Raw genomic sequence first — 20,968 nt, forward strand, 5'->3', positions numbered from 1 at the left:
CGTCGTACCCGCAAGGTAGGTTTTTCCCAACCCGAACGGTTGGGTCTTGAAGGGGGACACGGATGGCAACGCGAGACACCGGCGGTCAGTCGCAGTCCGGCAAGGGCAAGCGCGACGAGGAGATCGAAGACGTCACCACCGAGGCCAACCCGGAGGTTGCCGAGCGCCACGCCGAGATCACCGAGGATGTCGACGATCTGCTCGACGAGATCGACTCCGTCCTCGAGGAGAACGCCGAGGAGTTCGTGCGCGGGTATGTGCAAAAAGGCGGAGAATAAGGCCCTAGCCGGCTAATCAGACATTCGCGTCGTCGGGTCGACACGTTGATCGTGATCATCGCGTCGACCCCACGTGCGCGATATTGTGCTTCAACTGCGACGGCGGCACATGGTTGCGGGACGGCCCGGAACCCCTCGCCGCCGCGATCACGTTTCGAGAGGAACCACGTGGCAGCGGGCTTCGATCCATCCGGGCGTCTTCCCGATGTGTTCACCAACGCGGGGACGTCATCCTTCACGCAGTTCCTGAGCCAGGCCGCCCCGGAGCTGCTGCCCGGGCGCCGGCCGTTGCCGCCGGGTCTGTCGGCCGACATCGCGCCGCACGGCACCACCATCGTCGCCATCGCCACCACCGAGGGCGTCGTGATGGCCGGTGACCGCCGCGCGACCATGGGCAACCTCATCGCCAGCCGGGACATCGAGAAGGTGCATCCCGCCGACGCGTACTCGCTGATCGGCATCGCGGGCACCGCGGGGATCGGCATCGAGCTCATGCGCCTGTTCCAGGTGGAGCTCGAGCACTACGAGAAGATCGAGGGCGCCATGCTGTCCCTCGACGGTAAGGCCAACCGGCTGGCCGCCATGGTGCGCGGAAACCTGGGCGCCGCCATGCAGGGCCTCGCCGTGGTGCCGCTGTTCGCCGGCTTCGACCTGTCCCCGGCCGACCCGGCCCGGGTCGGCCGCATCTTCAGCTTCGACGTCGCCGGCGGGCTCTACGAGGAGACCGGCTACGACGCGATCGGCTCCGGTTCGCTGTTCGCCAAGTCGGCCCTGAAGAAGAAGTACCGCCCGGGCATCAGCACCCCGGAGGCGATCCGGCTCGCGGTCGAGGCGCTCTACGACGCCGCCGACGACGACACGGCGACCGGTGGGCCGGACCTCACCCGCAAGATCTACCCGGTGGTGATGACCGCGACCGCGGACAGCACCCACCGGCTCACCGAGGCCGAGATCAGCGCGGTGGCCGAGGCAGTGGTCGCCGGACGGATGGAGAACCCGGGCGGCTGAGCCCACGCCGCATCCTCTCGACGTAACCACCAGCGAAGGTCATCGAAGGAGTAACCACCCGTGGCCATGCAGTTCTACGCCTCACCCGAGCAGGTCCAGCGGGACCGCTCGGAGTACGCCCGTAAGGGCATCGCCCGCGGTCGTTCCGCCGTCGTGCTCACGTACGAGGGCGGCATCCTGCTGGTCGCCGAGAACCTCACCTCGCTGCGCAAGATCAGCGAGCTGTACGACAAGATCGGGTTCGCGGCCGTCGGCCGCTACAACGAGTTCGAGAGCCTGCGTCGCGCGGGCGTGCGGATGGCCGATCTCAACGGCCTGGCCTACGACCGGCGCGACGTGACCGGCCGCGCGCTGGCGAACGCCTACACCCAGACGCTCGGCGCGATCTTCTCCGAGACGCAGAAGCCCTACGAGGTGGAGATCTGCGTGGCGCAGGTCGGCGCCTCGCCGGAGGCCGACGAGCTGTACCGCATCACCTACGACGGCTCGGTCATGGACGAGCCCGGCTTCATGGCGATGGGCGGCTCGGCCGAGGCCATCTCCACCGTCCTCAAGGAACGCCACGACGTGACGGCCGACCTCCCGACGGCGTTGGCGCTGGCGGTCAAGGGACTCGGCAGCGTCGGCGGCGAGAACGGCGCCCCGCGCGAGCTGGGCGCCTCCCAGCTCGAGGTCGCCGTCCTGGACCGCAGCCGCAAGGGCCGCGCCTTCCGCCGGATCGCCGGCGCGCCGCTGGAAACCCTGCTGAGCGGTGGCAAGGACCAGCCGGAGCCCGAGGTGGGCGAGGCGGGCGACTCCGCCCCGCCGGCCCGCGCCGACGACAAGCCGACGATCTCGGCCGCCTCGGTAGACCTCGAGGGCAACGCCGAGGAGCCCGGCGACGACAAGTCCTGATCCCACGTGCGGTGGCGCGGGGGACCGACCTGGACGGTCGCGTCCCCCGCGCAACACCGACCTGGACGGTCGCGTTCCCTACCCGTGACACCGAGCCGGACGGTCGCGGGAACCGTGACGTGCGCGCCTTTCAGACCCGGCTGTGTCGGTCAGAACGGCGTGCGCGCACGCCGAGCCGATGAAGCCGGCGCCGCGATGACCGGAAGTTTCCCCGGGTGTGCCGTGTATCCGCAGGTCCCGGCCCTGAGTTCGGGCGCGCCGCGCGGAACGCCGGTGAAAGGCGGAGATGTCCCTGCCCCGGGAAGCCGTTGTACGGCTAGTGTTTCGTCATGGAACGGCGAATTTTCGGCCTCGAAACCGAGTACGGAGTCACGTGCACCTACCGGGGACAGCGGCGGCTGTCGCCCGACGAGGTGGCCCGCTACCTGTTCCGCCGAGTGGTGTCCTGGGGACGCAGCAGTAACGTCTTCCTTCGCAACGGTGCCCGCCTCTATCTCGACGTCGGTTCCCATCCGGAATACGCGACCCCCGAGTGCGACTCCGTCACCGATCTGGTGGCCCACGACCGCGCCGGTGAGCGCATCCTCGAGGGGCTGCTGGTCGACGCCGAGAAGAGGCTGCACGACGAGGGAATCGCCGGAGAGATCTATCTCTTCAAGAACAACACCGATTCCGCCGGCAACTCGTACGGCTGCCACGAGAACTATCTGGTGTCGCGGCACGGCGAGTTCGGCCGCCTCGCCGACGTCCTCATCCCGTTCCTCGTCACCCGGCAGCTGATCTGCGGCGCCGGCAAGGTTCTGCAGACGCCGCGCGGCGCGGTGTTCTGCCTGTCGCAGCGGGCCGAGCACATCTGGGAGGGCGTCTCCAGCGCCACCACGCGCAGCCGGCCCATCATCAACACCCGGGACGAGCCGCACGCCGACGCGGAGCGCTACCGCCGCCTGCATGTGATCGTCGGCGACTCCAACATGAACGAGGTCACCACGCTGCTCAAGGTCGGCAGCGCCGACATCGTGCTGCGGATGATCGAGGCCGGCGTGGTCATGCGCGACCTCACCCTGGAGAACCCGATCCGGGCCATCCGGGAGGTCAGCCACGACGTCAGCGGGCGGCGCAAGATCCGGCTGGCGAACAACAAGGAGGTCAGCGCCCTCGAGATCCAGCAGGAATACCTCGCCAAGGCGACCGAGTTCGTCGAGCGCCGGGGCGGCGACCAGACCGCCAAGCGCGTCGTCGAGCTGTGGGGGCGGGTGCTGTCGGCGATCGAGAGCGGCGACCTCGACCCGGTCTCGCGCGAGATCGACTGGGTGTCCAAGCTGAAGCTGATCGAGCGCTACCAGGCCAAGCACGAGATCCCGATGTCGCACCCGCGGATCGCGCAGCTCGACCTCGCCTACCACGACGTGCGGCGCGGCCGAGGCCTGTACGCGTTGATGGAGAAGCGCAAGCAGGTGGACCGCATCTCCAACGACCTGGAGATCTTCGAGGCCAAGGAGACGCCGCCGCAGACCACCCGGGCGCGGCTGCGCGGCGAGTTCATCCGGCACGCCCAGGAGAAGCGCCGCGACTTCACCGTCGACTGGGTGCACCTGAAGCTCAACGACCAGGCGCAGCGCACCGTGCTCTGCAAGGACCCGTTCCGGGCGTACGACGAGCGGGTGGAGCGCCTGATCGCCAGCATGTGACCGGCGACCGCTAGGCTGGTCGGGCTATGACACAGCCGTCGCACGAGCCCGACCAGCGGCCGCCCGGGGACAAGCCCGAGCGGACGGTCGAGGACGTCATGTGGTCGCGCGTCGAACGCCGCCGCGAGCGCATCCGCAGCCAGATCCAGCGCAACCGCGAGGGCGGCCACAAGGTTCCCACCTGGGTGCTGGCCACGATCCTCGGCCTGCTCCTGCTCGGCTGGCTCTACTTGATCATCTTCGACTGACGACAGCCGCCGGATTTTCCGCGATGCTGTCGGCATGCCCGACATCATCGATCCCGCGATCAGCGACTACCTGTTGGCCCATTGCACGCCCGCCGACGACATTCTGCGCGATTTGGCCGCCGAGACCCGGGCGAGGTTCCCGGACGACGTCGTCATGCAGATCTCCCACGACGAGGGCGAGCTGCTCACGATGCTGGTCCGGCTGACCGGGGCGCGCACCGCCGTCGAGGTCGGTGTCTTCACCGGCTACTCGTCCGTCTGCATCGCCCGGGGACTGGCCGACGGCGGCCGCCTGACCGCGTGCGACGTCTCCGAGGAATTCACCGCGCTGGCCCGCGGCTACTGGAAGCGTGCCGGAGTGGCGGACCGCATCGACCTGCGGATCGCCCCTGCGATCGAGACCCTGCGCGCGCTGCCCACGGACCCGGTGGTCGACTTCGCCTTCATCGACGCCGACAAGACCGGCTACCTCGGCTACTACGAGGAGCTCGTGCCGCGGCTGCGTCCCGGCGGCCTGATCGTGCTCGACAATGTGCTGCAGGCGGGACGGGTGGTGGCCCATGGCCCGCAGTCCGAATCCGTCGTCGCGATCCGGGAAGTCAACGACCGGGTGGTGGCCGACGAGCGGGTCGAGTCGGTGATGCTGCCGGTCCGCGACGGCGTGACGCTGATCCGCCGGCGTTAGACGCCGAGGAGGGCGGCGGCGTGCCGGCCGGCGGCGGCCGCCGCCACGAAGTAGGCGTGGTCCTCGGTCAGGCCGCGGCCCATCGTCGACAGCGTGACCGGGCTGGCCTGCAGGGCCGCGTCGAGGCCGTCGGTCGCGACCTCGACGATCCGGTGCAGGGTGGCCAGCGGCGCCAGCGCCTCGGCCACCTCCCTGGCCAGGTCGACGCCCAGATCGGCGGGCACCGGCAGGTCGGCGGGGACCAGCGCCACTTTCCCGTACGCGGTGAGGCTGTGGTGCGAGACCCCACGGTGCCGGGGCCGGCGGTCGGCGTCCGAGACGCGCAGCGAGCCGACGGGGCGACCGCCGAGCGCCACCACCGCGTTGACCGCCTCGCCGAGGGCCACGCCGGAGAAGCCCCACGGCGAGCCCGTGCCCAGGTTGCCCGGCCCCTGAGCGACGATCGTGACGTCCGCGTGCAGCACGTGCCGGGCGGCGAGCAGGCCGGTGTGTACCGTGCTTGCCTCCAGGTCGCCGCCGAAGGCCTGACCCGTGGTGACCGTGCCCGCCAGGTGGTCGCGTAGGCCGGCGAGAGTGCGGGAGAACCAGGCCGGGAGCGCGCCGCCGTCGGTCATCACGTACGCCACCCGGGCGTCGGGGCGGTCGGCGTGGATGCCGGCGAGGATCGCGGGCAGCGCCGAATGCAGGTCGGCGGTGACGACCGGCATGCCGTCGACGCCGTCCGCCGCCATCGCCTCGCGGTGCGGCGACGCGTCCTCGTCCACCCCGAGCAGGATGGGCTGCAGGGGCGTGTAGCGGGCCTTGACCAGGTGGCCGGCGTCGCGGGTGGTGCCGTCGGTCACCGGATCCGGGGGCAGCCGGTCGGGCAGCGCCACCACCAGGGCGTACCCGCCGGTGCCGAGGCCCATCACCAACGCGCCCACGTTGAGCAGGACGCGGTCGCCGGGGCGGGGCGCGCCGGTCAGCTCGGGGTAGGCGAGCGCCTTGAGCGGGCCGTCGTCGGTGTCGACCTCCAGCTCGACGGCTCCGCGCCACTCGCGCCGTACCGAAGAAACGAGTCCCGACCGCCAGCGCACCATGGCGGCGACCCTATCTCCGGCGGGGGTGGTGTGCCCCGGCAGGTCGACGCGTGCCGCCGTCGCGTCGTCGGGCTGCTAGCGTTTCGGTCGTGTCGCGGACCCGTACCGAACGCCTGGTGAACCTGGTGATCTGTCTGCTGTCCACGCGACGGTTCCTGACCGCCGCGCAGATCGCCGCGACCGTGCCCGGTTACGAGCACGACCCCGAGGACCCGCGCGACCACGAGGCGTTCCAGCGCAAGTTCGAACGGGACAAGGCCGAGCTTCGCGAGCTGGGCGTCCCGCTGGAGACGGGCCTGGCGAGCGCCTTCGACACCGAGCACGGTTACCGCATCGCCCACCGCGAGTACGCGTTGCCCGACATCCCGCTCGAACCGGACGAGGCCGCCGCCGTGGGCATCGCCGCGCGGCTGTGGCAGCACGCCGGGCTCGCCGCCGCGGCGTCGTCCGGGCTGGCCAAGCTGCGTGCGGCCGGCGTCGAGGTCGACCCCCAGGCCACGCTCGGCGTGGAGCCGGTGGTGACCGTCGACCCGGCGTTCGGCCCGCTCACCGGGGCGGCGCGGGCCCGCCGGGCGGTGACCTTCTCCTATCGCGTACCCGAGGTCGACGAGCCGTCCACCCGCCGGCTGCAGCCGTGGGGCGTGGTCTGCTGGCAGGGCCGGTGGTATGTGGTCGGCCATGACCGTGACCGCGACGCCACCCGCTGCTTCCGGCTGTCGCGCATCGTCGGCCAGGTGCGCGGCGTCGGCCCCGAGGGTGCGTACACCCCGCCGGAGGATGTCGATCTGATCAGTCACGTCGCCCGCTGGTCCGGCCCGGTGGAGCACACCGGCCGCGCCACCGTCGTGGTCCGGCCCGGTCGGGCCGCCGGGCTGCGCCGGCTGGCGGTGGAGACGGTGCCGGGTCCCGGGGGCGACCGGCTGACGATTCCGTACGCCGACGTCGAGTGGCTCGCCTCGCGGCTGGTCGGGTACGGCGCCGACGTGCGCGCCGACGGGCCACCCGAGCTGCGGGAGGCCGTCATTCAGCAGCTCAAGGAGGTCGTGGCCCGGCACGAGCCGGCCGGCGCCGAGGTGCCGTCGTGACCCCGCAGCAGCGCGGCGCGGCGAGCCGCAACTCGGCCGACCGGCTCGGGCGGCTGCTCAACCTCGTGCCCTACCTGCTGGCCCGCCCGGGGATCGCCGTGGCGGAGGCCGCCGCCGACTTCCGGATCACCGAGCGTCAGCTGCGCGAGGATCTGGAGCTGCTGTGGGTCTGCGGCCTGCCCGGCTACGGACCCGGCGACCTCATCGACATGGCCCTCGACGGCGACCGGGTGACCATCACCTACGACGCGGGCATCGACCGGCCGCTGCGTCTCAACCCGGACGAGGCCCTCGCGCTGGTGGTGGCGTTGCGGATGCTCGCCGAGACGCCCGGCATCGGCTCGCGGGACGCCATCGAGCGGGCGCTGGCCAAGATCGAGAGCGCGGCCGGGGACCTGGGCGACGCGCCCGTGGCGGTGCGGCTGCCGGCCGGCACCGAGCGGCTCGACGCCGTCCGCGACATCGTCGAGCGCCGCCGGGCCATGCGCATCACCTACTACACCGCCGCCCGCGACGAGACGACCGACCGCGTCGTCGACCCCATGCGGGTGCTGATGGTCGGCAACCGCGCCTACCTGGAGGCGTGGTGCCGGCGTGCCGAGGGCACCCGCCTGTTCCGCCTGGACCGCATCGATGCCTTCACCGAGCTGGACGAACCGGCCGCGCCGCCGGCGACGGCGGTGCCCCACGACCTGCGTGACGGCGTCTTTCACCCGGGCCCCGGCCTGCCGCTGGTGACGCTGCGGGTGGGCCGCGGCAGCCGCTGGATCACCGAGTACTACCCGTGCGAGGAGGTCCGCCGCGACGGCGACGAGTGGGTCGTGACGATGCGCGTGACCGATCTCGGCTGGGCACAGCGCTTCCTGCTCGGCGTCGGACCGGACGTGACCGTGGTCGGGCCGGCGGCGCTGGTGCACCAGATCAGGGCGCAGGCCACGACGGCGCTCGACCAGTACGCCGCCCCCGGCCCCACGAGCGCTTAGCGGGCCTGTCCGGCCGATATGCTGTCCGCCATGGTCTTGTGGATCGCGCTCGCGGTGGTCGTCGTTGCCCTGATCGTCCTGGTCGCGGCGGTCACGCCCGTGGTGGGACGGCTGTCCGGTCTCGACCGGGCGCTGCGCCGGCTGCTGCGCCGGCAGGAGCAGGCGGCCGCGTTGCAGCAGCGGGTGGCCGTGTTGCAGGAGTCCGTCGCCGGCCTCCAGCAGCGCGCCGAGGCGGCTCAGGACCATGTCGCGGTCATCAAGGCCGGGCGCGGCGCCTCCTGACCGCGCGGCGAAGCCGCAGGTGGCACGCGGGGTTCCCGCCCCGTTGTCCGAAAATTTCTCGGCTCGGCAGACAAACAAGCGGATCCGGCACGGGCCACTCATAGTGTGCCCACGTACGATGGACCCCGCACCATCGACGAACCACCCTGATCCGACCGGAGTCTTGAATGAACGCCATCAAGCCATGGCACCTCATCGTTGTCGTTGTCGTGCTCGTGCTGTTGTTCGGCGCGAAGCGCCTCCCGGACGCCGCCCGGTCGCTGGGCCGGTCGCTGCGGATCATCAAGGCCGAGACCAAGGGCCTGGTGGACGACGACAACGTCGCGGAGAAGGCCGAGCCGCAGTATTCCCGCGAGCCGCTGCACCCGAACGAGATCCACCACCCGGGACAGCAGCCGCCCCAGGGCTACCAGCAGCAGCCCGGTTATCAGCAGCAGCCGGGTTACCAGCAGCAGCCGCCGCCGGCGCAGCCGTACGTCGACCCGGTGCAGCGCACGAACGACCGCTGACGCACCGTGGCTTTCTCCCTGCGTCGCCGGGGGCCGAGCAAGTTCGAGCAGGCCGCCGACGGCTCGATGACCCTGATCGAGCATGTCCGGGAGCTGCGCAACCGCCTCTTCTGGGCCTCGCTCGCCATCGTGGCCGGCCTGATCGTCGGCTTCTTCATCTCGCAGCCGGTCTTCGACGTCCTGAAGGCGCCCTACTGTGTGCTGCCGAGCTCGAAGAATCTGTCCGGCGGCTGTGAGTTCATCACCCTGGGCGTCGCGGACCAGCTGATCCTGCGGCTCAAGATCGCCCTGTGGGTCGGTCTGATCGTCGGCGCGCCGGTCTGGCTCTACCAGCTGTGGGCCTTCATCGCCCCCGGCCTGCACCGGCACGAGCGCAAGTGGGCGTACATCTTCGTCGCCATCTCGGCGCCCCTGTTCATCGGCGGCGTCACCCTGGCGTACACCGTGATCGGGCACAGCCTGGCGTTCATCATGGAGTCCGGCATCCTCGGCGAGGCGACCAAGCTCGAGGTCACCTCCTACGTCGGCTTCGTGATGAACATGCTGCTGATCTTCGGGGCGGCGTTCGAATTCCCACTGGTCCTGCTGATGCTCAACTTCACCGGCCTGGTGACCGCCAAGCGCCTGCTGGGCTGGTGGCGGATCGTGATCTTCCTGTCGTTCCTGTTCGCGGCGATCGCCACGCCGGACCCCGGGCCGTTCGGCATGTCCCTGCTCGCGGCCTGCATGACCCTGCTCTACTTCATCGCCGTCGGGGTGGCCGCGCTCAACGACAAACGCAAGGGCCGGGGCAAGGAGATGTACGCCGGCCTGGACGACGACCAGGTCTCCCCGCTGGAGGAGGAGCGCACGCCGGTGTCGGTGTCGGACCGCGTCGACGGCCCCGAACCGGTCGAGGCGCCGGCGCCCGTGTCGAAACCGTTGCCGTTGGAGAGCCGCTTCGACGATATGACCTGAGCCCGCGGCCGAGTACATTTCGCGGCTGTGAGCGCCCACGACGACATCGCGGTGTTGGCCAATCCCTCAGCGGGACGCGGCCGGCACCGCGGTCTGCTGTCGGCGGTGCTCGACCGGCTCGGTGCCGGCGGCCGGTCCGTGCGGCTGCTGGAGGCGGGCAGCGCCGAGGACGCCGAGAAGGCCTGTCATCGCGCCGTCGACGAGGGGATCGGCTCTCTCGTCGCGGTCGGCGGAGACGGCACGGTGCATCGCGCGCTGCAGGCCGTGGCGGGCACCGGCGTCGGCTTCGGCGTGGTCCCCGTCGGCACCGGCAACGACTTCGCGGCCGGCACCGGCTCACCGACCGATCCGCTGCTCGCCGCCGAGGAGATCGCCGCGGCGCATCGTGACGGACGGCACCATGCGGTGGATCTTGCCCGCATCGGCACCGGGCGGGACGACGTGCGGTGGTTCGGCGCCGTGCTCGCCGCCGGCTTCGACGCGATCGTCAACGAGCGCGCCAACCGGATGCGGTGGCCCCGCGGGCCGCGCCGCTACGACCTGGCGATCATGCTCGAGGCCGCCCGGCTGCGCCCGCGCCGCTACACGCTCGAGCTCGACGGCGTCGACCACAGCTTCGCGGGCGTCCTGGTCGCGGTCGGCAACTGCCCCAGCTACGGCGGGGGCCTGCGGATCTGCCCGGCCGCCGACCCCACCGACGGGCTGCTGGACGTGGTCGTCGCCGCGCCCCTCGGGCGGGTCGCGCTCGCGCGGCTCCAACCCCGCGTGCGGCGCGGCACCCACGTCGAGGATCCGTTGATCACCAGCTACCGGGCCCGCGAGGTGCGGATCGACACCCCCGGGATCATTGGGTACGCCGACGGCGAGCGGGTCGCCGCGTTGCCGCTGATGATCGGCTGCGTTCCGGGTGCCGTGCGGTTGCTGCGCTGACTTGGCGGTCAGCGACCTCAGGGTCGGGCCGAACGAGAGAGGTGAAGCCGCAGATCTTCCTCAGGAGGCAGTATGTCGGTCGGTTCGCTCAGCTCCAGCACGGTCTCCAACCCGTACCTGGCGTCCGCCGACGCCGGCTCGGCGAAGAAGGCGCAGGAGTCGGGCGACGGCGCGACGATCGCCGACCACGTGGCCGCTCTCGACGAGCAGCAGCCGATCCGCAGCGCCACTTCCACTCAGGGCACGCTGGTAGACACGTACCTCTGAGCTCTCAGGAGACCTCGCAGCCGGCAAGGGCGAGCGTCGCACCCAGGCCGTTGCTGCGGCCCGGCTCGGCCGCCGGCAGCACCAGCGCCGCGCAGCCGGCCTGCACCGCCCCCGCGTCCGCCGGGCTGTCGCCCACCATCAACGTGCGCTCGGGATCCACGCCCAGCATGCCGCACGCCCGCAGGAAGATCGCCGGGTCGGGCTTGGTGCGGCCCACCTCGAACGACAGCGCGAACGCGTCCACCAGGTCCGTCATGCCCCAGGCGGCCAGATGCGGGCGGATGTCGAAGCCGATGTTGCTCACCACCCCCACCTTCACCCCGGCCTCGTGCAACGAGCGCAGCGTCGGCAGGGTGTCCGCGTAGGGCAGCCAGCCGTCCGGCCCCAGCAGCCGGTCGTAGAGCGCGTCGGCGAGGCCCTCCACGTCGCAGCTCACCGTCTCCGCGAGGCCTGTGTACGCGGCGCGGTGACTGTGCTCGTACAGGTCGCGGTCGGCCCAGTGCTCGGCGAGGTGGATGGGCACCCGGTGCGGGAGCGGACCGCCGGCGCGCCCGGCGGTGACCAGCCGGTCGGCCAGGATGGTGGCCCGGCCCCGGTCCAGCGCCGTGCCGCAGGCGGCCGCCGCGGCGACCACCCAGGCGACCGGCTCCTCGACCTGGGCGAGCGTGCCGTGGAAGTCGAAGAGCACGGCGTCGACCTGACGGCGCGACGGGAAGGCGGTCGATTCGGCGGCATCCGGCACGCCGTGCACCTTACCGAGGCGGCCCGACCGGCCCGCCGGCAACCGCCCGGCGAGCCATGACCCTCGCTGTGTCACACCCACGCATTAGCCTTGTGGTCATGACTACCCCCGCCGAACGCTATGCGCAGTCGAGAAGGCGGGCGGCCCGTGTGGCCGAGTTCCCGGCGCTGGACGACTTCATGCTGGACGTCGGCTTCGACCTGGACGATTTCCAACGGCGGGCGTGCGAGGGCCTGGAGCGCGGCAGCGGCGTGCTGGTCTGCGCGCCCACCGGCGCCGGCAAGACGGTCGTCGGCGAGTTCGCCGTGCACCTCGCGTTGCGCGCCGACGGCTCCGGCACGCGGCGTAAGTGCTTCTACACGACCCCGATCAAGGCGCTCTCCAACCAGAAGTATCACGACCTCGTCGAGCGTTACGGCGCGGCGCATGTGGGGCTGCTGACCGGCGACAACGCGATCAACGGCGACGCGCCGGTGGTGGTGATGACCACCGAGGTGCTGCGCAACATGCTCTATTCGGGCTCGGCGAGCCTGAAGGGCCTGGCCTACGTGGTGATGGACGAGGTGCACTACCTCGCCGACCGCTTCCGCGGCGCGGTCTGGGAAGAGGTGATCATCCACCTGCCCGCCTCCGTGACCCTGGTTTCGCTCTCGGCCACGGTGAGCAACTACGAGGAGTTCGCCGACTGGCTCGTCACCGTCCGCGGTGAGACCGAGGTGGTGGTCAGCGAGCACCGGCCGGTGCCGCTGTGGCAGCACATGCTCGTCGGCAAGCGGATGTTCGACCTGTTCCACGACGCCGACGCGGCCCGCAAGCACGACGTGCACCCCGAGCTGCTGCGCTACACCCGGGAGATGCTGCGCCGGCTGGAGCTCACCGAGCGGACGGCCGGGCCGGGCTGGCAGGGCCGCGGTGGGCGCCCGCGCCGCTGGCAACCGCCGCCGCGGGCCGAGGTCGTCGACCGGCTCGACCGGGCCAACCTGCTGCCCGCGATCCTGTTCATCTTCAGCCGGGCCGGCTGCGACGCCGCCGTGCAGCAGTGCCTGGCCGGCGGGCTGCGCCTGACCGACCCGGAGGAACGGGCCGCGATCCGCGACATCGCGCAGGCCAAGGTGGCGGGCATCCCGGCCGAGGACCTGTCGGTGCTGGGCTACTGGGAGTGGCTCGAGGGGCTCGAGCGGGGCGTCGCCGCCCACCACGCGGGCATGCTGCCCGCCTTCAAGGAGGCCGTCGAGGAGTGCTTCGTGCGCGGCCTGGTCAAGGCCGTCTTCGCCACCGAGACCCTGGCGCTGGGCATCAACATGCCGGCCCGCTGCGTCGTGCTCGAGCGCCTGGTGAAGTTCAACGGCGAGGCGCACGTCGACCTCACCCCGGGGGAATACACGCAGCTCACCGGCCGCGCCGGGCGCCGCGGCATCGACGTCGAGGGCCACGCGGTGGTGCTGTGGAGCCCCGAGGTCGACCCGCGGCACGTCGCCGGGCTCGCCTCCACGCGGACCTACCCGCTGCGGTCCAGCTTCCGGCCGTCCTACAACATGGCGGTCAACCTGGTCGGCTCGGTCGGCGCGGAGAAGTCCCGCGACCTGCTGGAGTCCTCGTTCGCGCAGTTCCAGGCGGACCGCTCGGTGGTGGGCCTCGCCCGGCAGGTGCAGCGCAACCTCGACACCATGCAGACGTACGGCGACGACTCCACCTGCCACCACGGCGACTTCGACGAGTACTTCGCCATCCGCGTGGCGATCGCCGACCGCGAACGCGCCGTGGCCCGCCAGGGTGCCTCCCAGCGCCGCGCCGCGGCGGTGTCGTCGCTGGAGAAGCTGCGCGTGGGCGACGTGATCCGGGTGCCGCAGGGCCGCCGCGCGGGCCTCGCGGTGGTGCTGGAGCCGCCGACAGGTGGGTTCGGAGAGCCGCGCCCCCTGGTGCTGACCCAGGACCGCTGGGCCGGCCGGGTCAGCCCCGCCGACTTCCCCGGCGCCGTCGAGGTGCTCGACCGCATCCGCGTGCCGAAGCACTTCAACCCACGCTCACCCGCGGCCCGACGCGACCTCGCCGCCCTGGTGAGCGCCACCGGCCTCGACCGGCACGCGGGAGCGGCCGGCGGGCGCCGGGGCCGCAACCGTGGTATTCCCGGCGAGGATCCCGAGGTCGCCCTGCTCAAGGTGCAGATGCGCCAGCACCCGTGCCACGCCTGCCCGGAGCGCGAGGACCACGCCCGCTGGGCCGAACGCCGCCACCGGCTCCAACGCGACACCGACGCCCTGCGCGACAAGGTGGCCGGGCGCACCGGCTCCCTGGCGCGCACATTCGACCAGGTCTGCGCGGTGCTCACCGAGCGCGGCTACCTCTCGCCGGACGGCGAGGTCACCGACGCGGGCCGGATGCTCGGCCGCATCTGGACGGAGGCCGACCTGCTGGTGGCCGAATGCCTCCGCCAAGGCGTCTGGGAAGGCCTGGAACCCGAGGAACTAGCCGCAGCCGTGTCCATGGTGCTCTACGAATCCCGCCGCGAGGGCGACGAACGCGCCTCAGTGCCCAAGGGCGCCACGACGGCCGCGGTCGACGCCTGCCAGAAGCTCTGGGCGGAGATCGAGTCGCAGGAGGCGGAACACAGCCTCGCCCTGACCCGCGAACCGGACGCGGGCTTCGTCTGGCCGATGTACCGCTGGGCCCGAGGCGAACCGCTGGCCCGGGTCCTCGCCAGCGGCCACAACTACGACTCCGACATGCCGGCGGGCGACTTCGTACGCTGGGCCCGCCAGGTCCTCGACCTGCTCGCCCAGCTCAAGGACGCCTCAGCCGCGTCCCCCACCGTCCGCGAAACGGCCCGCAAGGCGATGTCAGCGATCAACCGGGGGGTGCTCGCCTACCAGACAGCGTTGTGACGGCGTGCCCTCGCTCGACCTGGTCGGACCGCAGACTCGACGTGGTCGGACCGCAGCCGGGCCACCGGCCTGACCCGCGCGGTCCACTCGACACGCGGCTTACGCGGTGCGCGGCTTACGCGGTGCGCGGCTTACGCGGTGCGCGACTCACGCGGTGCGCGACTCACGCGGTGCGCGACTCACGCGGTGCGCGACTCACGCGGTGCGCGACTCACGCGGTGCGCGACTCACGCGGTGCGCGACCGCGTTGGTGTCACCGGCCGCGTGGGTGTTCGGCCGCGAGGCGGTCGAGCACCGGCAGTTTCCTGAGCCGAGTCACGCCGTGCCGGTTCCTGAGCCGAGTCACGCCGTGCCGGCAAGGCCGTGCCGCGGACGTCCTCATTTCGGCAGGGTCCTGCGGCGGGGCTCCGCGTGCTGGCAGGGCCGTGGCGTGGGGGCTATCGTGCCGGCAGTGAGTCTCGCACCCGCCACCCGCACGGGCATTACCGGATGCGGCGTTGCTCCCCGGTGGTTAGCGTCGCCACGGTGACGAACGAGATGCCGCGCGGGTATGAGATCCGCATCGCCGGTTGCGCCGACGTCGACACTGCTGTGGACCTCCAGGAGCGGCTGGCCCGGATGCTCTGTCCCGTCGAGAACCATGATGGGCCGTGCCCGGTGCCGTGGACCTTCACCATCACCGGCGACGACGTGGGGCCGCAGGACCTGCTGATGCTCGTGTGGACCACCGCCGACACCGCCGCCACGATCACAGCGGAGGTGCGGAAGCGGGTCGGCGGCCGGCAGACGGTAACAGCCGCCCCAGGCGAGGGCGAACAGTTCGACGTCGTGGCCGAGCAGTACCGCATCGAGCACGAGGCGGGCTGACAGATCGGGTGTGGCGCGGCGCCGTGCTGGCCACCACGGTCCCCTCGGCGCTGACGCGGGGGTGTGGCGTGGGCTGGCAGCTCGGGTGCGGCGTGGGCTGACGCCTGGCGTGCGGCGTGTGCTGGTAGCTCAGGTGCGGCGTGGGCTGACGCGGGGGTGTGGCGTGGGCTGACGCCGGGCTGGCGCCCCTGGGCTGGCGCCCCTGGGCTGGCGCCCCTGGGCTGGCGCCCTGTGCTGGCGCCCTGTGCTGGCGCCCCTGGGCTGGCGCCCCTGGGCTGGCGCCCCTGGGCTGGCGCCCCCGGGCTTGCGCTTCAAGCACGGCACGGTGACATCGGCCGTTGGCGGGCGTTCCGTGGGCCGGTTGCGGGCGTTGTCGGGGATCTGCCTGGTCAGAAGTCGGGGATCGGGCAGCCCAGCGGCGACGAAAGCCCTACCGTCGGCGTGGCGGGTGGCGCTCACGGACGAGACGCACGGCACAGCACGGCGGCCGGCGCCCGCCCGGATCATGTCCGGTCGAGGAGGCGCCGCCATGCCCGCAGTGCAGGATCACATCACGTCGCGGACCCCGATGGGAGCGACGCGGGTGGCCGACGGCGTGACCGTCCGATTCTGGGCTCCCGCCGCCGAACGCGTTCACGTCGCCTTCGGTGGTGCCGTCGGGTACCGGCCGCGCCCGCAGGACGAGTTGGTGCGTGATCCCGGCACTGGTCACTGGACCGGATTTTTTCCCGGCGTCGGTGCGCGCACCAAGTACCGCTTCCTCGTCCAGGGACGTGGCGGCACCGGCTTCAAGCGCGATCCTTACGCCCGGGAGCTCGAGCGTTACGGCTACCCCGACTGCGACTCGATCGTTGTCGACGGCGACGCCTACCCCTGGCACGACGCGGGGTTCCGTACCCCAGCATTCTCGGATCTGATCGTCTATCAGTTCCATGTCGGAGTGTTCCATGCCGTCGACGCCCAGGGCGGCGACATCCGGGCCAAGCGGGTCGCGAAGCTGCTCGACGCCGTGCAGCGCGTGCCCTATCTCGCCGAGCTGGGGGTGACGGCGGTCCAGCCGCTGCCCGTCGTCGAGTTTCAGGGCGAGTGGAGTCTCGGCTACAACGGCACCGACCTGTTCTCGCCGGAGATGGACTACTGCGTCGCTCCGGAGGAGTTGGGGCCGTATCTGGCGGTGGTGAACGGGCTGTTGGCGGCACGGGGTGCCGGGGCTGTGACCGCCGAGCAGCTCGCCGGGCAGGTGAGCCAGCTGAAGGCCTTCGTGGACATCTGTCATCTGTACGGGATCGCGGTGCTGATCGACGTCGTCTACAACCATGCCGGCGGCGGCCTTGACGCGCAGAGCCTGGACTACATCGATCTGCCGGCCGATCCGGGGCCGGACAACAACGCCTACTTCTCCGCTGAGGGTTGGGCGGGCGGCCGCGTCTTCGGGTACGGCCGGGAGGAGGTCCGCCGCTATCTGATCGACAACGCCACCATGTTTCTCGAGGAGTATCACGCCGACGGGTTGCGCTTTGACGAGGTGTCGGTGATGGACGCGAAGGGCGGCTGGTTCCTCTGCCAGGAGCTGACCGAACAGCTGCGCAGGCGTAAGCCGGGGGCGGTGCAGATCGCCGAGTACTGGGGCGGGCATCGCTGGCTGGCCGTGCATCGGCCGCCCGCTGGCATGGGCTTCGACATCGGATACTCCGACGCCCTGCGCGACGCCGTGCGGGCGACGCTGGCCGAGGCGGCGGCCGGCGCGCACGTCGAGGTGGGTATCGGCCGGATCGGTGCGGCGCTGCGGCCGCCGTGGGGTTTCGAGCACGGCTGGCAGGCGTACCAATGCCTGGAGAATCACGACCTCGTGCTGGACGCGGACGACCACCGTGAGCCACGACTGGCCGCGCTGGCCGGCGGCGGCGACGCCCGGTCCTGGTACGCCCGCAGCCGGTCCCGCGCCGCGACCGGCGTCCTGCTCACCGCCCCCGGCGTCCCGATGCTGTTCATGGGCCAGGAGTTTCTCGAGGACAAGCTCTGGTCGGACAGCCCGGACCGTCCCGACCGGCTGATCTGGTGGGACGGGGTGGACGGCGCCGATCGGCACATGGCCGACTTCCGGCGGTGCGTCCGCGACCTGATTCACCTGCGGCGAACGTTTCCGGCGCTGCGGGCCGACCCGATCCACGTCTGGCAGCCGGGGGAGCGGGTGCTCGCCTGGCAGCGCTGGGTCCCGGGTGAGGGTCGGGACGTGGTGGTAGTCGTCAGCCTGTCGGAGTCGACGGCCGACGGGTTCGCGCTCGGATTTCCGCGGTCCGGCCGCTGGCGCGAGGTCTTCAACAGCGACTACTACGACCATTTCCCCAACCCTTGGGTACGCGGCAACGCCGGCGGCGTCGACGCGGACGGGCCGCCCCGGCAGGGATTCGCCCAGTCGGCCGTCCTGACCCTGCCGGCGAACAGCATCCTCGTGTTCACCAGGGACGAGTCCCTGGCATGATCGGGTGTCGTGCAGCCCCTCGACAACCCGGTCTGGGCCGCGTTGACGGGTCCGCAGGCGGGTCTCGCCGACCGGCACGGCCGCGCCGCCCGTTTCCACCCCGACGTCAGCCCGTTCGCCGCCCTCGCCGATCCGTCCGACCGTGAGGCCTGGAACGACCTGCGTACGCTTCTCGGTCCGGGCACCGGCGCGTTGGTCGTCGGCCTCGTCCTGGACGCCCCGCCGAGTTTTGACGCCCGCCCCGGCGTGCCGGGAGTGCAACTCGTCGGGCACGACTACCACGGCGCGCCGGACCCGGAGGCGCGCGAGCTGACCGCGGCCGACCTGCCCGAGGTTCTCGACCTGGTGGCACGCACCCGTCCCGGCCCGTTTCGCGAGCGGACCGTGGCCCTCGGCACCTATCTGGGCATCCGTCGCGGCGGCGCGCTCGTGGCCATGGCCGGGGAGCGGATGCGCCTGCCCGGCCACACCGAGATCAGCGCGGTCTGCACCGACGACACGCATCGCGGCGCCGGCCTGGCCACCCGGTTGGTGGGGGCGGTGGCCGCGGGCATCCGTGCGCGCGGCGAGGTGCCGTTCCTGCACGTCGCCGAGACAAACACCGGCGCGATCCGGCTCTACGAGCGGCTGGGCTTCGTCCCGCGCACCCGGATGGCGTTCGCCTGGGCCACCGGCTGACGGGTCCGTCAGGAGCGGGCCATGAAGTTCAGGAGCGGGCCATGAAGATCAGGGCGCCGACCGCACCGAGCGACAGCGCGATGCTCGTGATGCCCAGCACCCGCCCGATCAGCGCCGGTCCGACCCCGTGCGCACCGCGCCCGCGGGTGCTCAGCACGATGGCGGCGATGCCGAGGATTCCGCCGATCAGGCAGAAGGACAGCGGCACGGAGATGAGGCCGAGGGCGAGCGCGCCCTTTCCGGCGTTGGAGTCCGGCGGGGTCGGCGGTGCCGCGTTGCGGGGATCCCATTGCAGCCGGGGCGGGAGGTCCTGGACCTGGGCGAGCAGGTCGGAGGCGTACGTCGCGGTGCTTACCGCCACGATCCTCAGGTCGTAGGCAGGCTCGGCCAGATGGCCCTCGGCGAGCGCCTGGTTCAGCAGGTCGATCACCTGGGTGCGGTGCACCGCACCGATGCGCTCGTCCTTCATCGCGGGCTGACCGTATCGCGCCCGCGGCCCTGGCCGGGCGGATATCGACGAGGTCGCCTAGGACACGCCCTGGGGCGCGTGCAGCGTGATCGTGGTCCAGGCGCCGACGTGCACGCGGTCGCCGTCGGCGAGGGTGCGGATGCGGCCCTCCGGCAGCGGCTCCGGTTCGTCGTTGAGGTAGGTGCCGTTGGTCGAGCCCAGGTCGCAGAGCAGCCACTCGCCGGCCACGCTGAAGGTCAGCAGGGCGTGGTGGTGCGAGACGCCGGGGTCGTCGTCCGCGAGGTCGATCTCCGGCTCGGTGCCCTTCGAGGTGCTGCGGCGGCCGATGCGCAGCTGCGGCGGCGGCAGGTTCACCGTGCGGGTCCGCGTCTCGGTGGGGAAGTCCGCTCCCTCGACGGCGTTGGCCTCGAAATACTCCCGGTCGGCGGCGATCGTCGCCGTCCAGGCCGCCGGGGCGGGGACGGGCGCAGCAAGCGCGGGAATCTTGCCGGTGAGGTGGTCGAGGCCGCAGTCCTCGCAGAACCGGCCCGACCCGGTCCGCGGCGCGCCACAGTGCGGGCAGGCTTCACGAGGGTCGGGCGATGCCACCACCGCGGGCGGCGGGGTCCCGCCGGTGACCCGGGCACCGCAGGTGTCGCAGTAGTCGTCCGTCGTGGAGGCGTGACCCTTGGGGCAGGCGTACGTGGTCACCGGGCGCGTCCCACCCGGACCGTCTTCGTCGAGCGGGTGTCCAGCGCCATCTCGTCCGCCGCTTCCACCCTGCGGCGCAGCCGTACCGTGCCGGTTGCCGCGTCCTCGATTTCCACGACGGTCGCCAGGAGCTGCTCGGTGGCGGTGTTGCCGCTCGCGTGCGCGAGCTGGGCCGCCCGGCCGAACTTCAGGGTGGCGGTGTGGTCGTCGCCGGCCTTGCGGGCCTCGATGCCGGCCTGGATGACGTCGGCCAACTCCGCCTGCCCGGTGTAGTGGGCGACCTGGCGGTCGATCCGGGCCGACAGCGCGGCGTCCTCGGTCCACACCGCGCGGACCAGGCACTGGGCGAGCGCTTCCTCGCCCTCCACGACCGACACCCGGGCCGCGAGCATCTCGTCGCCCGCCGCGCCCGCCGGCACGTCGACGCAGATCTGATAGTCGCGGCTCTCCGCGCCCCAGGCGCCCAGCGGATAGCGACCGGCGCGGGGGCCGTCCGGCGTACGTTTGCCGGTCAGGTCGACCATCTGCGGCTCGACCTGCTTGACGAGGCGGATGGTCGAGTTCACCGGGGTCCAGATCTTGAGCTGCACGTCGGCGCTGGTCTTGCCCATCGCCGTGGTCATCATCTGGGTGAAGGCCGCGGTCAGGTCCCGCGGGTGGGCCACGATGTCGGCGGTGCCGAGCATCGCCGTGGCGATCTTGCGCAGCTCGGCGACCTGCCAGTTGGTGCCCACGCCGCGGCAGTCGCAGGTGAACGAGCCGCCGATCTCCCGCAGCACGCTGTCCAGGTAGCCCTTGTACTCGCCGTTTTCGCCGTCGGTGAGCAGGATGGCGTGCTGGATGTCGCCCGGACGCTGGGCGAACAGCTGGTGTGCGAGCTTGAGCCAGGCGCCCATCGCCGTGCCGCCGTTGGCCTGGAGCCGGTCGATGGCGCGGACCGCGTCCGCGCGGGTCCGCGGGGAGGCCACGGCCAGCTGACCCGGGGCGGGGAACAGCTGCTGTGCCGTACTGACCCCCGCGACGATGGCGAAGCGCACCCCGTCGTCGATGCAGCCCACCGCGGCCTTCGCCGCCTGCCGGGCGGCGACCATGCGGCCCTCGGCCTGCATGGAACCGGAGCAGTCCACGATGATGATCTCGGTCGCCCCGGCCGTACGCCGCCCGTCGGCCGCACCGGACGACGTCACGGTGACGATCGCGTTGACCTCGGTCGCGCCCAGGGCGAGGAACTCGTTCTGGAACGCCTCGGCGGTGTATGCCATGGG

At 71.8% G+C, this 20,968-nt stretch carries 22 protein-coding genes; 17 read left to right on the forward strand and 5 right to left on the reverse strand.

Annotated elements, in window-relative coordinates:
* The first annotated feature begins 62 nt into the window (after positions 1 to 62).
* From AB0M36_RS11725 to AB0M36_RS11750, 6 genes are all read left to right on the forward strand, one after another.
* The gene (locus AB0M36_RS11725) at positions 63 to 278 is read left to right on the forward strand and encodes a ubiquitin-like protein Pup (RefSeq protein WP_023364349.1); all 216 of its coding nucleotides are present in this window, start codon (positions 63 to 65) and stop codon (positions 276 to 278) included.
* 168 nt (positions 279 to 446) lie between these two features.
* Entirely contained in the window at positions 447 to 1,286 is an 840-nt protein-coding gene (gene prcB, locus AB0M36_RS11730) for a proteasome subunit beta (RefSeq protein WP_364155563.1), read from the forward strand.
* Between the two features lie 60 nt (positions 1,287 to 1,346).
* Positions 1,347 to 2,180, forward strand: coding sequence for a proteasome subunit alpha (gene prcA, locus AB0M36_RS11735; RefSeq protein ID WP_364155564.1), 834 nt, complete (start codon positions 1,347 to 1,349; stop codon positions 2,178 to 2,180).
* A 329-nt stretch (positions 2,181 to 2,509) separates the two neighbouring features.
* Positions 2,510 to 3,868: a Pup--protein ligase gene (gene pafA, locus AB0M36_RS11740; protein ID WP_364155565.1), complete on the forward strand. Its 1,359-nt coding sequence runs from the start codon at positions 2,510 to 2,512 to the stop codon at positions 3,866 to 3,868.
* 26 nt (positions 3,869 to 3,894) lie between these two features.
* Positions 3,895 to 4,116 (forward strand): hypothetical protein, encoded by a 222-nt coding sequence (locus AB0M36_RS11745; protein ID WP_364156639.1) that lies wholly within the window; start codon positions 3,895 to 3,897, stop codon positions 4,114 to 4,116.
* Between the two features lie 34 nt (positions 4,117 to 4,150).
* On the forward strand, positions 4,151 to 4,801 hold the full coding sequence (locus AB0M36_RS11750; protein WP_364155567.1) for a class I SAM-dependent methyltransferase: 651 nt from the start codon (positions 4,151 to 4,153) through the stop codon (positions 4,799 to 4,801).
* Here the strand turns inward: AB0M36_RS11750 and AB0M36_RS11755 are convergent.
* A complete protein-coding gene (locus tag AB0M36_RS11755; protein WP_364155568.1) occupies positions 4,798 to 5,880 on the reverse strand; it encodes a DUF3866 family protein in 1,083 nt (360 codons plus the stop codon). The genes AB0M36_RS11750 and AB0M36_RS11755 overlap by 4 nt on opposite strands.
* A gap of 89 nt (positions 5,881 to 5,969) precedes the next feature.
* Here AB0M36_RS11755 and AB0M36_RS11760 point away from each other — a divergent pair, with 89 nt between their 5' ends.
* The 7 genes from AB0M36_RS11760 to AB0M36_RS11790 all read left to right on the forward strand — a co-directional run bounded on the left by AB0M36_RS11760 (position 5,970) and on the right by AB0M36_RS11790 (position 10,893).
* Positions 5,970 to 6,965 carry a WYL domain-containing protein gene (locus AB0M36_RS11760; protein WP_364155570.1) on the forward strand — a complete coding sequence of 332 codons (996 nt, stop codon included), beginning with the start codon at positions 5,970 to 5,972 and terminating at the stop codon, positions 6,963 to 6,965.
* Positions 6,962 to 7,948 (forward strand): YafY family protein, encoded by a 987-nt coding sequence (locus tag AB0M36_RS11765; protein WP_364155572.1) that lies wholly within the window; start codon positions 6,962 to 6,964, stop codon positions 7,946 to 7,948. Before AB0M36_RS11760 ends, AB0M36_RS11765 begins: the two co-directional genes overlap by 4 nt.
* A gap of 30 nt (positions 7,949 to 7,978) precedes the next feature.
* Complete coding sequence (locus AB0M36_RS11770; RefSeq protein ID WP_364155573.1) at positions 7,979 to 8,230, forward strand: hypothetical protein; 252 nt, start codon at positions 7,979 to 7,981, stop codon at positions 8,228 to 8,230.
* A gap of 167 nt (positions 8,231 to 8,397) precedes the next feature.
* Positions 8,398 to 8,739, forward strand: a complete 342-nt coding sequence (gene tatA / locus AB0M36_RS11775; protein WP_364155575.1) for a Sec-independent protein translocase subunit TatA — start codon at positions 8,398 to 8,400, stop codon at positions 8,737 to 8,739.
* A gap of 6 nt (positions 8,740 to 8,745) precedes the next feature.
* A complete protein-coding gene (tatC, locus tag AB0M36_RS11780) occupies positions 8,746 to 9,696 on the forward strand; it encodes a twin-arginine translocase subunit TatC (RefSeq protein ID WP_364155577.1) in 951 nt (316 codons plus the stop codon).
* A 27-nt stretch (positions 9,697 to 9,723) separates the two neighbouring features.
* Positions 9,724 to 10,626 carry a diacylglycerol kinase family protein gene (locus AB0M36_RS11785; protein WP_364155579.1) on the forward strand — a complete coding sequence of 301 codons (903 nt, stop codon included), beginning with the start codon at positions 9,724 to 9,726 and terminating at the stop codon, positions 10,624 to 10,626.
* A gap of 72 nt (positions 10,627 to 10,698) precedes the next feature.
* On the forward strand, positions 10,699 to 10,893 hold the full coding sequence (locus AB0M36_RS11790; RefSeq protein ID WP_364155581.1) for a hypothetical protein: 195 nt from the start codon (positions 10,699 to 10,701) through the stop codon (positions 10,891 to 10,893).
* A gap of 4 nt (positions 10,894 to 10,897) precedes the next feature.
* Here AB0M36_RS11790 and AB0M36_RS11795 read toward each other — a convergent pair whose 3' ends face one another.
* Complete coding sequence (locus AB0M36_RS11795) at positions 10,898 to 11,635, reverse strand: HAD-IA family hydrolase (protein ID WP_364155583.1); 738 nt, start codon at positions 11,633 to 11,635, stop codon at positions 10,898 to 10,900.
* A gap of 98 nt (positions 11,636 to 11,733) precedes the next feature.
* Here AB0M36_RS11795 and AB0M36_RS11800 point away from each other — a divergent pair, with 98 nt between their 5' ends.
* The 4 genes from AB0M36_RS11800 (at position 11,734) to AB0M36_RS11815 (ending at position 18,544) form a co-directional block, all read left to right on the forward strand.
* Positions 11,734 to 14,517: a DEAD/DEAH box helicase gene (locus tag AB0M36_RS11800; protein ID WP_364155585.1), complete on the forward strand. Its 2,784-nt coding sequence runs from the start codon at positions 11,734 to 11,736 to the stop codon at positions 14,515 to 14,517.
* A gap of 525 nt (positions 14,518 to 15,042) precedes the next feature.
* Entirely contained in the window at positions 15,043 to 15,384 is a 342-nt protein-coding gene (locus AB0M36_RS11805) for a hypothetical protein (RefSeq protein WP_364155587.1), read from the forward strand.
* Between the two features lie 529 nt (positions 15,385 to 15,913).
* Entirely contained in the window at positions 15,914 to 17,866 is a 1,953-nt protein-coding gene (locus AB0M36_RS11810) for an alpha amylase C-terminal domain-containing protein (RefSeq protein WP_364155588.1), read from the forward strand.
* A gap of 9 nt (positions 17,867 to 17,875) precedes the next feature.
* Entirely contained in the window at positions 17,876 to 18,544 is a 669-nt protein-coding gene (locus AB0M36_RS11815) for a GNAT family N-acetyltransferase (RefSeq protein WP_364155590.1), read from the forward strand.
* A gap of 28 nt (positions 18,545 to 18,572) precedes the next feature.
* On the opposite strand, the gene AB0M36_RS11820 is transcribed toward AB0M36_RS11815, so the two are convergent.
* Genes AB0M36_RS11820 through AB0M36_RS11830 form a run of 3 tightly spaced genes read right to left on the reverse strand, consistent with a single transcriptional unit; the run spans position 18,573 to position 20,965 of the window.
* Positions 18,573 to 19,013 (reverse strand): DUF1707 domain-containing protein, encoded by a 441-nt coding sequence (locus tag AB0M36_RS11820; protein WP_364155592.1) that lies wholly within the window; start codon positions 19,011 to 19,013, stop codon positions 18,573 to 18,575.
* Positions 19,014 to 19,070: 57 nt separating this feature from the next.
* Positions 19,071 to 19,703, reverse strand: a complete 633-nt coding sequence (locus AB0M36_RS11825; RefSeq protein ID WP_364155593.1) for an FHA domain-containing protein — start codon at positions 19,701 to 19,703, stop codon at positions 19,071 to 19,073.
* On the reverse strand, positions 19,700 to 20,965 hold the full coding sequence (locus AB0M36_RS11830) for a VWA domain-containing protein (RefSeq protein WP_364155595.1): 1,266 nt from the start codon (positions 20,963 to 20,965) through the stop codon (positions 19,700 to 19,702). The genes AB0M36_RS11825 and AB0M36_RS11830 overlap by 4 nt, the downstream gene beginning before the upstream one ends.
* Between the last annotated feature and the right edge of the window lie 3 nt (positions 20,966 to 20,968).

The sequence above is a fragment of the Actinoplanes sp. NPDC051346 genome, assembly GCF_040682215.1.
Classification (GTDB): domain Bacteria; phylum Actinomycetota; class Actinomycetes; order Mycobacteriales; family Micromonosporaceae; genus Actinoplanes.

What these genes read in the sequence shown, in the direction of transcription:
- AB0M36_RS11800 (WP_364155585.1), top strand. Translation starts at nt 11,734, where the DNA reads ATGACTACCCCCGCCGAACGCTATGCGCAGTCGAGAAGGCGGGCGGCC.
- AB0M36_RS11770 (WP_364155573.1), top strand. Translation starts at nt 7,979, where the DNA reads ATGGTCTTGTGGATCGCGCTCGCGGTGGTCGTCGTTGCCCTGATCGTC.
- AB0M36_RS11820 (WP_364155592.1), bottom strand. Translation starts at nt 19,013, where the DNA reads ATGAAGGACGAGCGCATCGGTGCGGTGCACCGCACCCAGGTGATCGAC.
- AB0M36_RS11750 (WP_364155567.1), top strand. Translation starts at nt 4,151, where the DNA reads ATGCCCGACATCATCGATCCCGCGATCAGCGACTACCTGTTGGCCCAT.
- AB0M36_RS11810 (WP_364155588.1), top strand. Translation starts at nt 15,914, where the DNA reads ATGCCCGCAGTGCAGGATCACATCACGTCGCGGACCCCGATGGGAGCG.
- pafA (WP_364155565.1), top strand. Translation starts at nt 2,510, where the DNA reads ATGGAACGGCGAATTTTCGGCCTCGAAACCGAGTACGGAGTCACGTGC.
- AB0M36_RS11830 (WP_364155595.1), bottom strand. Translation starts at nt 20,965, where the DNA reads ATGGCATACACCGCCGAGGCGTTCCAGAACGAGTTCCTCGCCCTGGGC.
- AB0M36_RS11745 (WP_364156639.1), top strand. Translation starts at nt 3,895, where the DNA reads ATGACACAGCCGTCGCACGAGCCCGACCAGCGGCCGCCCGGGGACAAG.
- tatA (WP_364155575.1), top strand. Translation starts at nt 8,398, where the DNA reads ATGAACGCCATCAAGCCATGGCACCTCATCGTTGTCGTTGTCGTGCTC.
- AB0M36_RS11755 (WP_364155568.1), bottom strand. Translation starts at nt 5,880, where the DNA reads ATGGTGCGCTGGCGGTCGGGACTCGTTTCTTCGGTACGGCGCGAGTGG.
- AB0M36_RS11725 (WP_023364349.1), top strand. Translation starts at nt 63, where the DNA reads ATGGCAACGCGAGACACCGGCGGTCAGTCGCAGTCCGGCAAGGGCAAG.
- AB0M36_RS11790 (WP_364155581.1), top strand. Translation starts at nt 10,699, where the DNA reads ATGTCGGTCGGTTCGCTCAGCTCCAGCACGGTCTCCAACCCGTACCTG.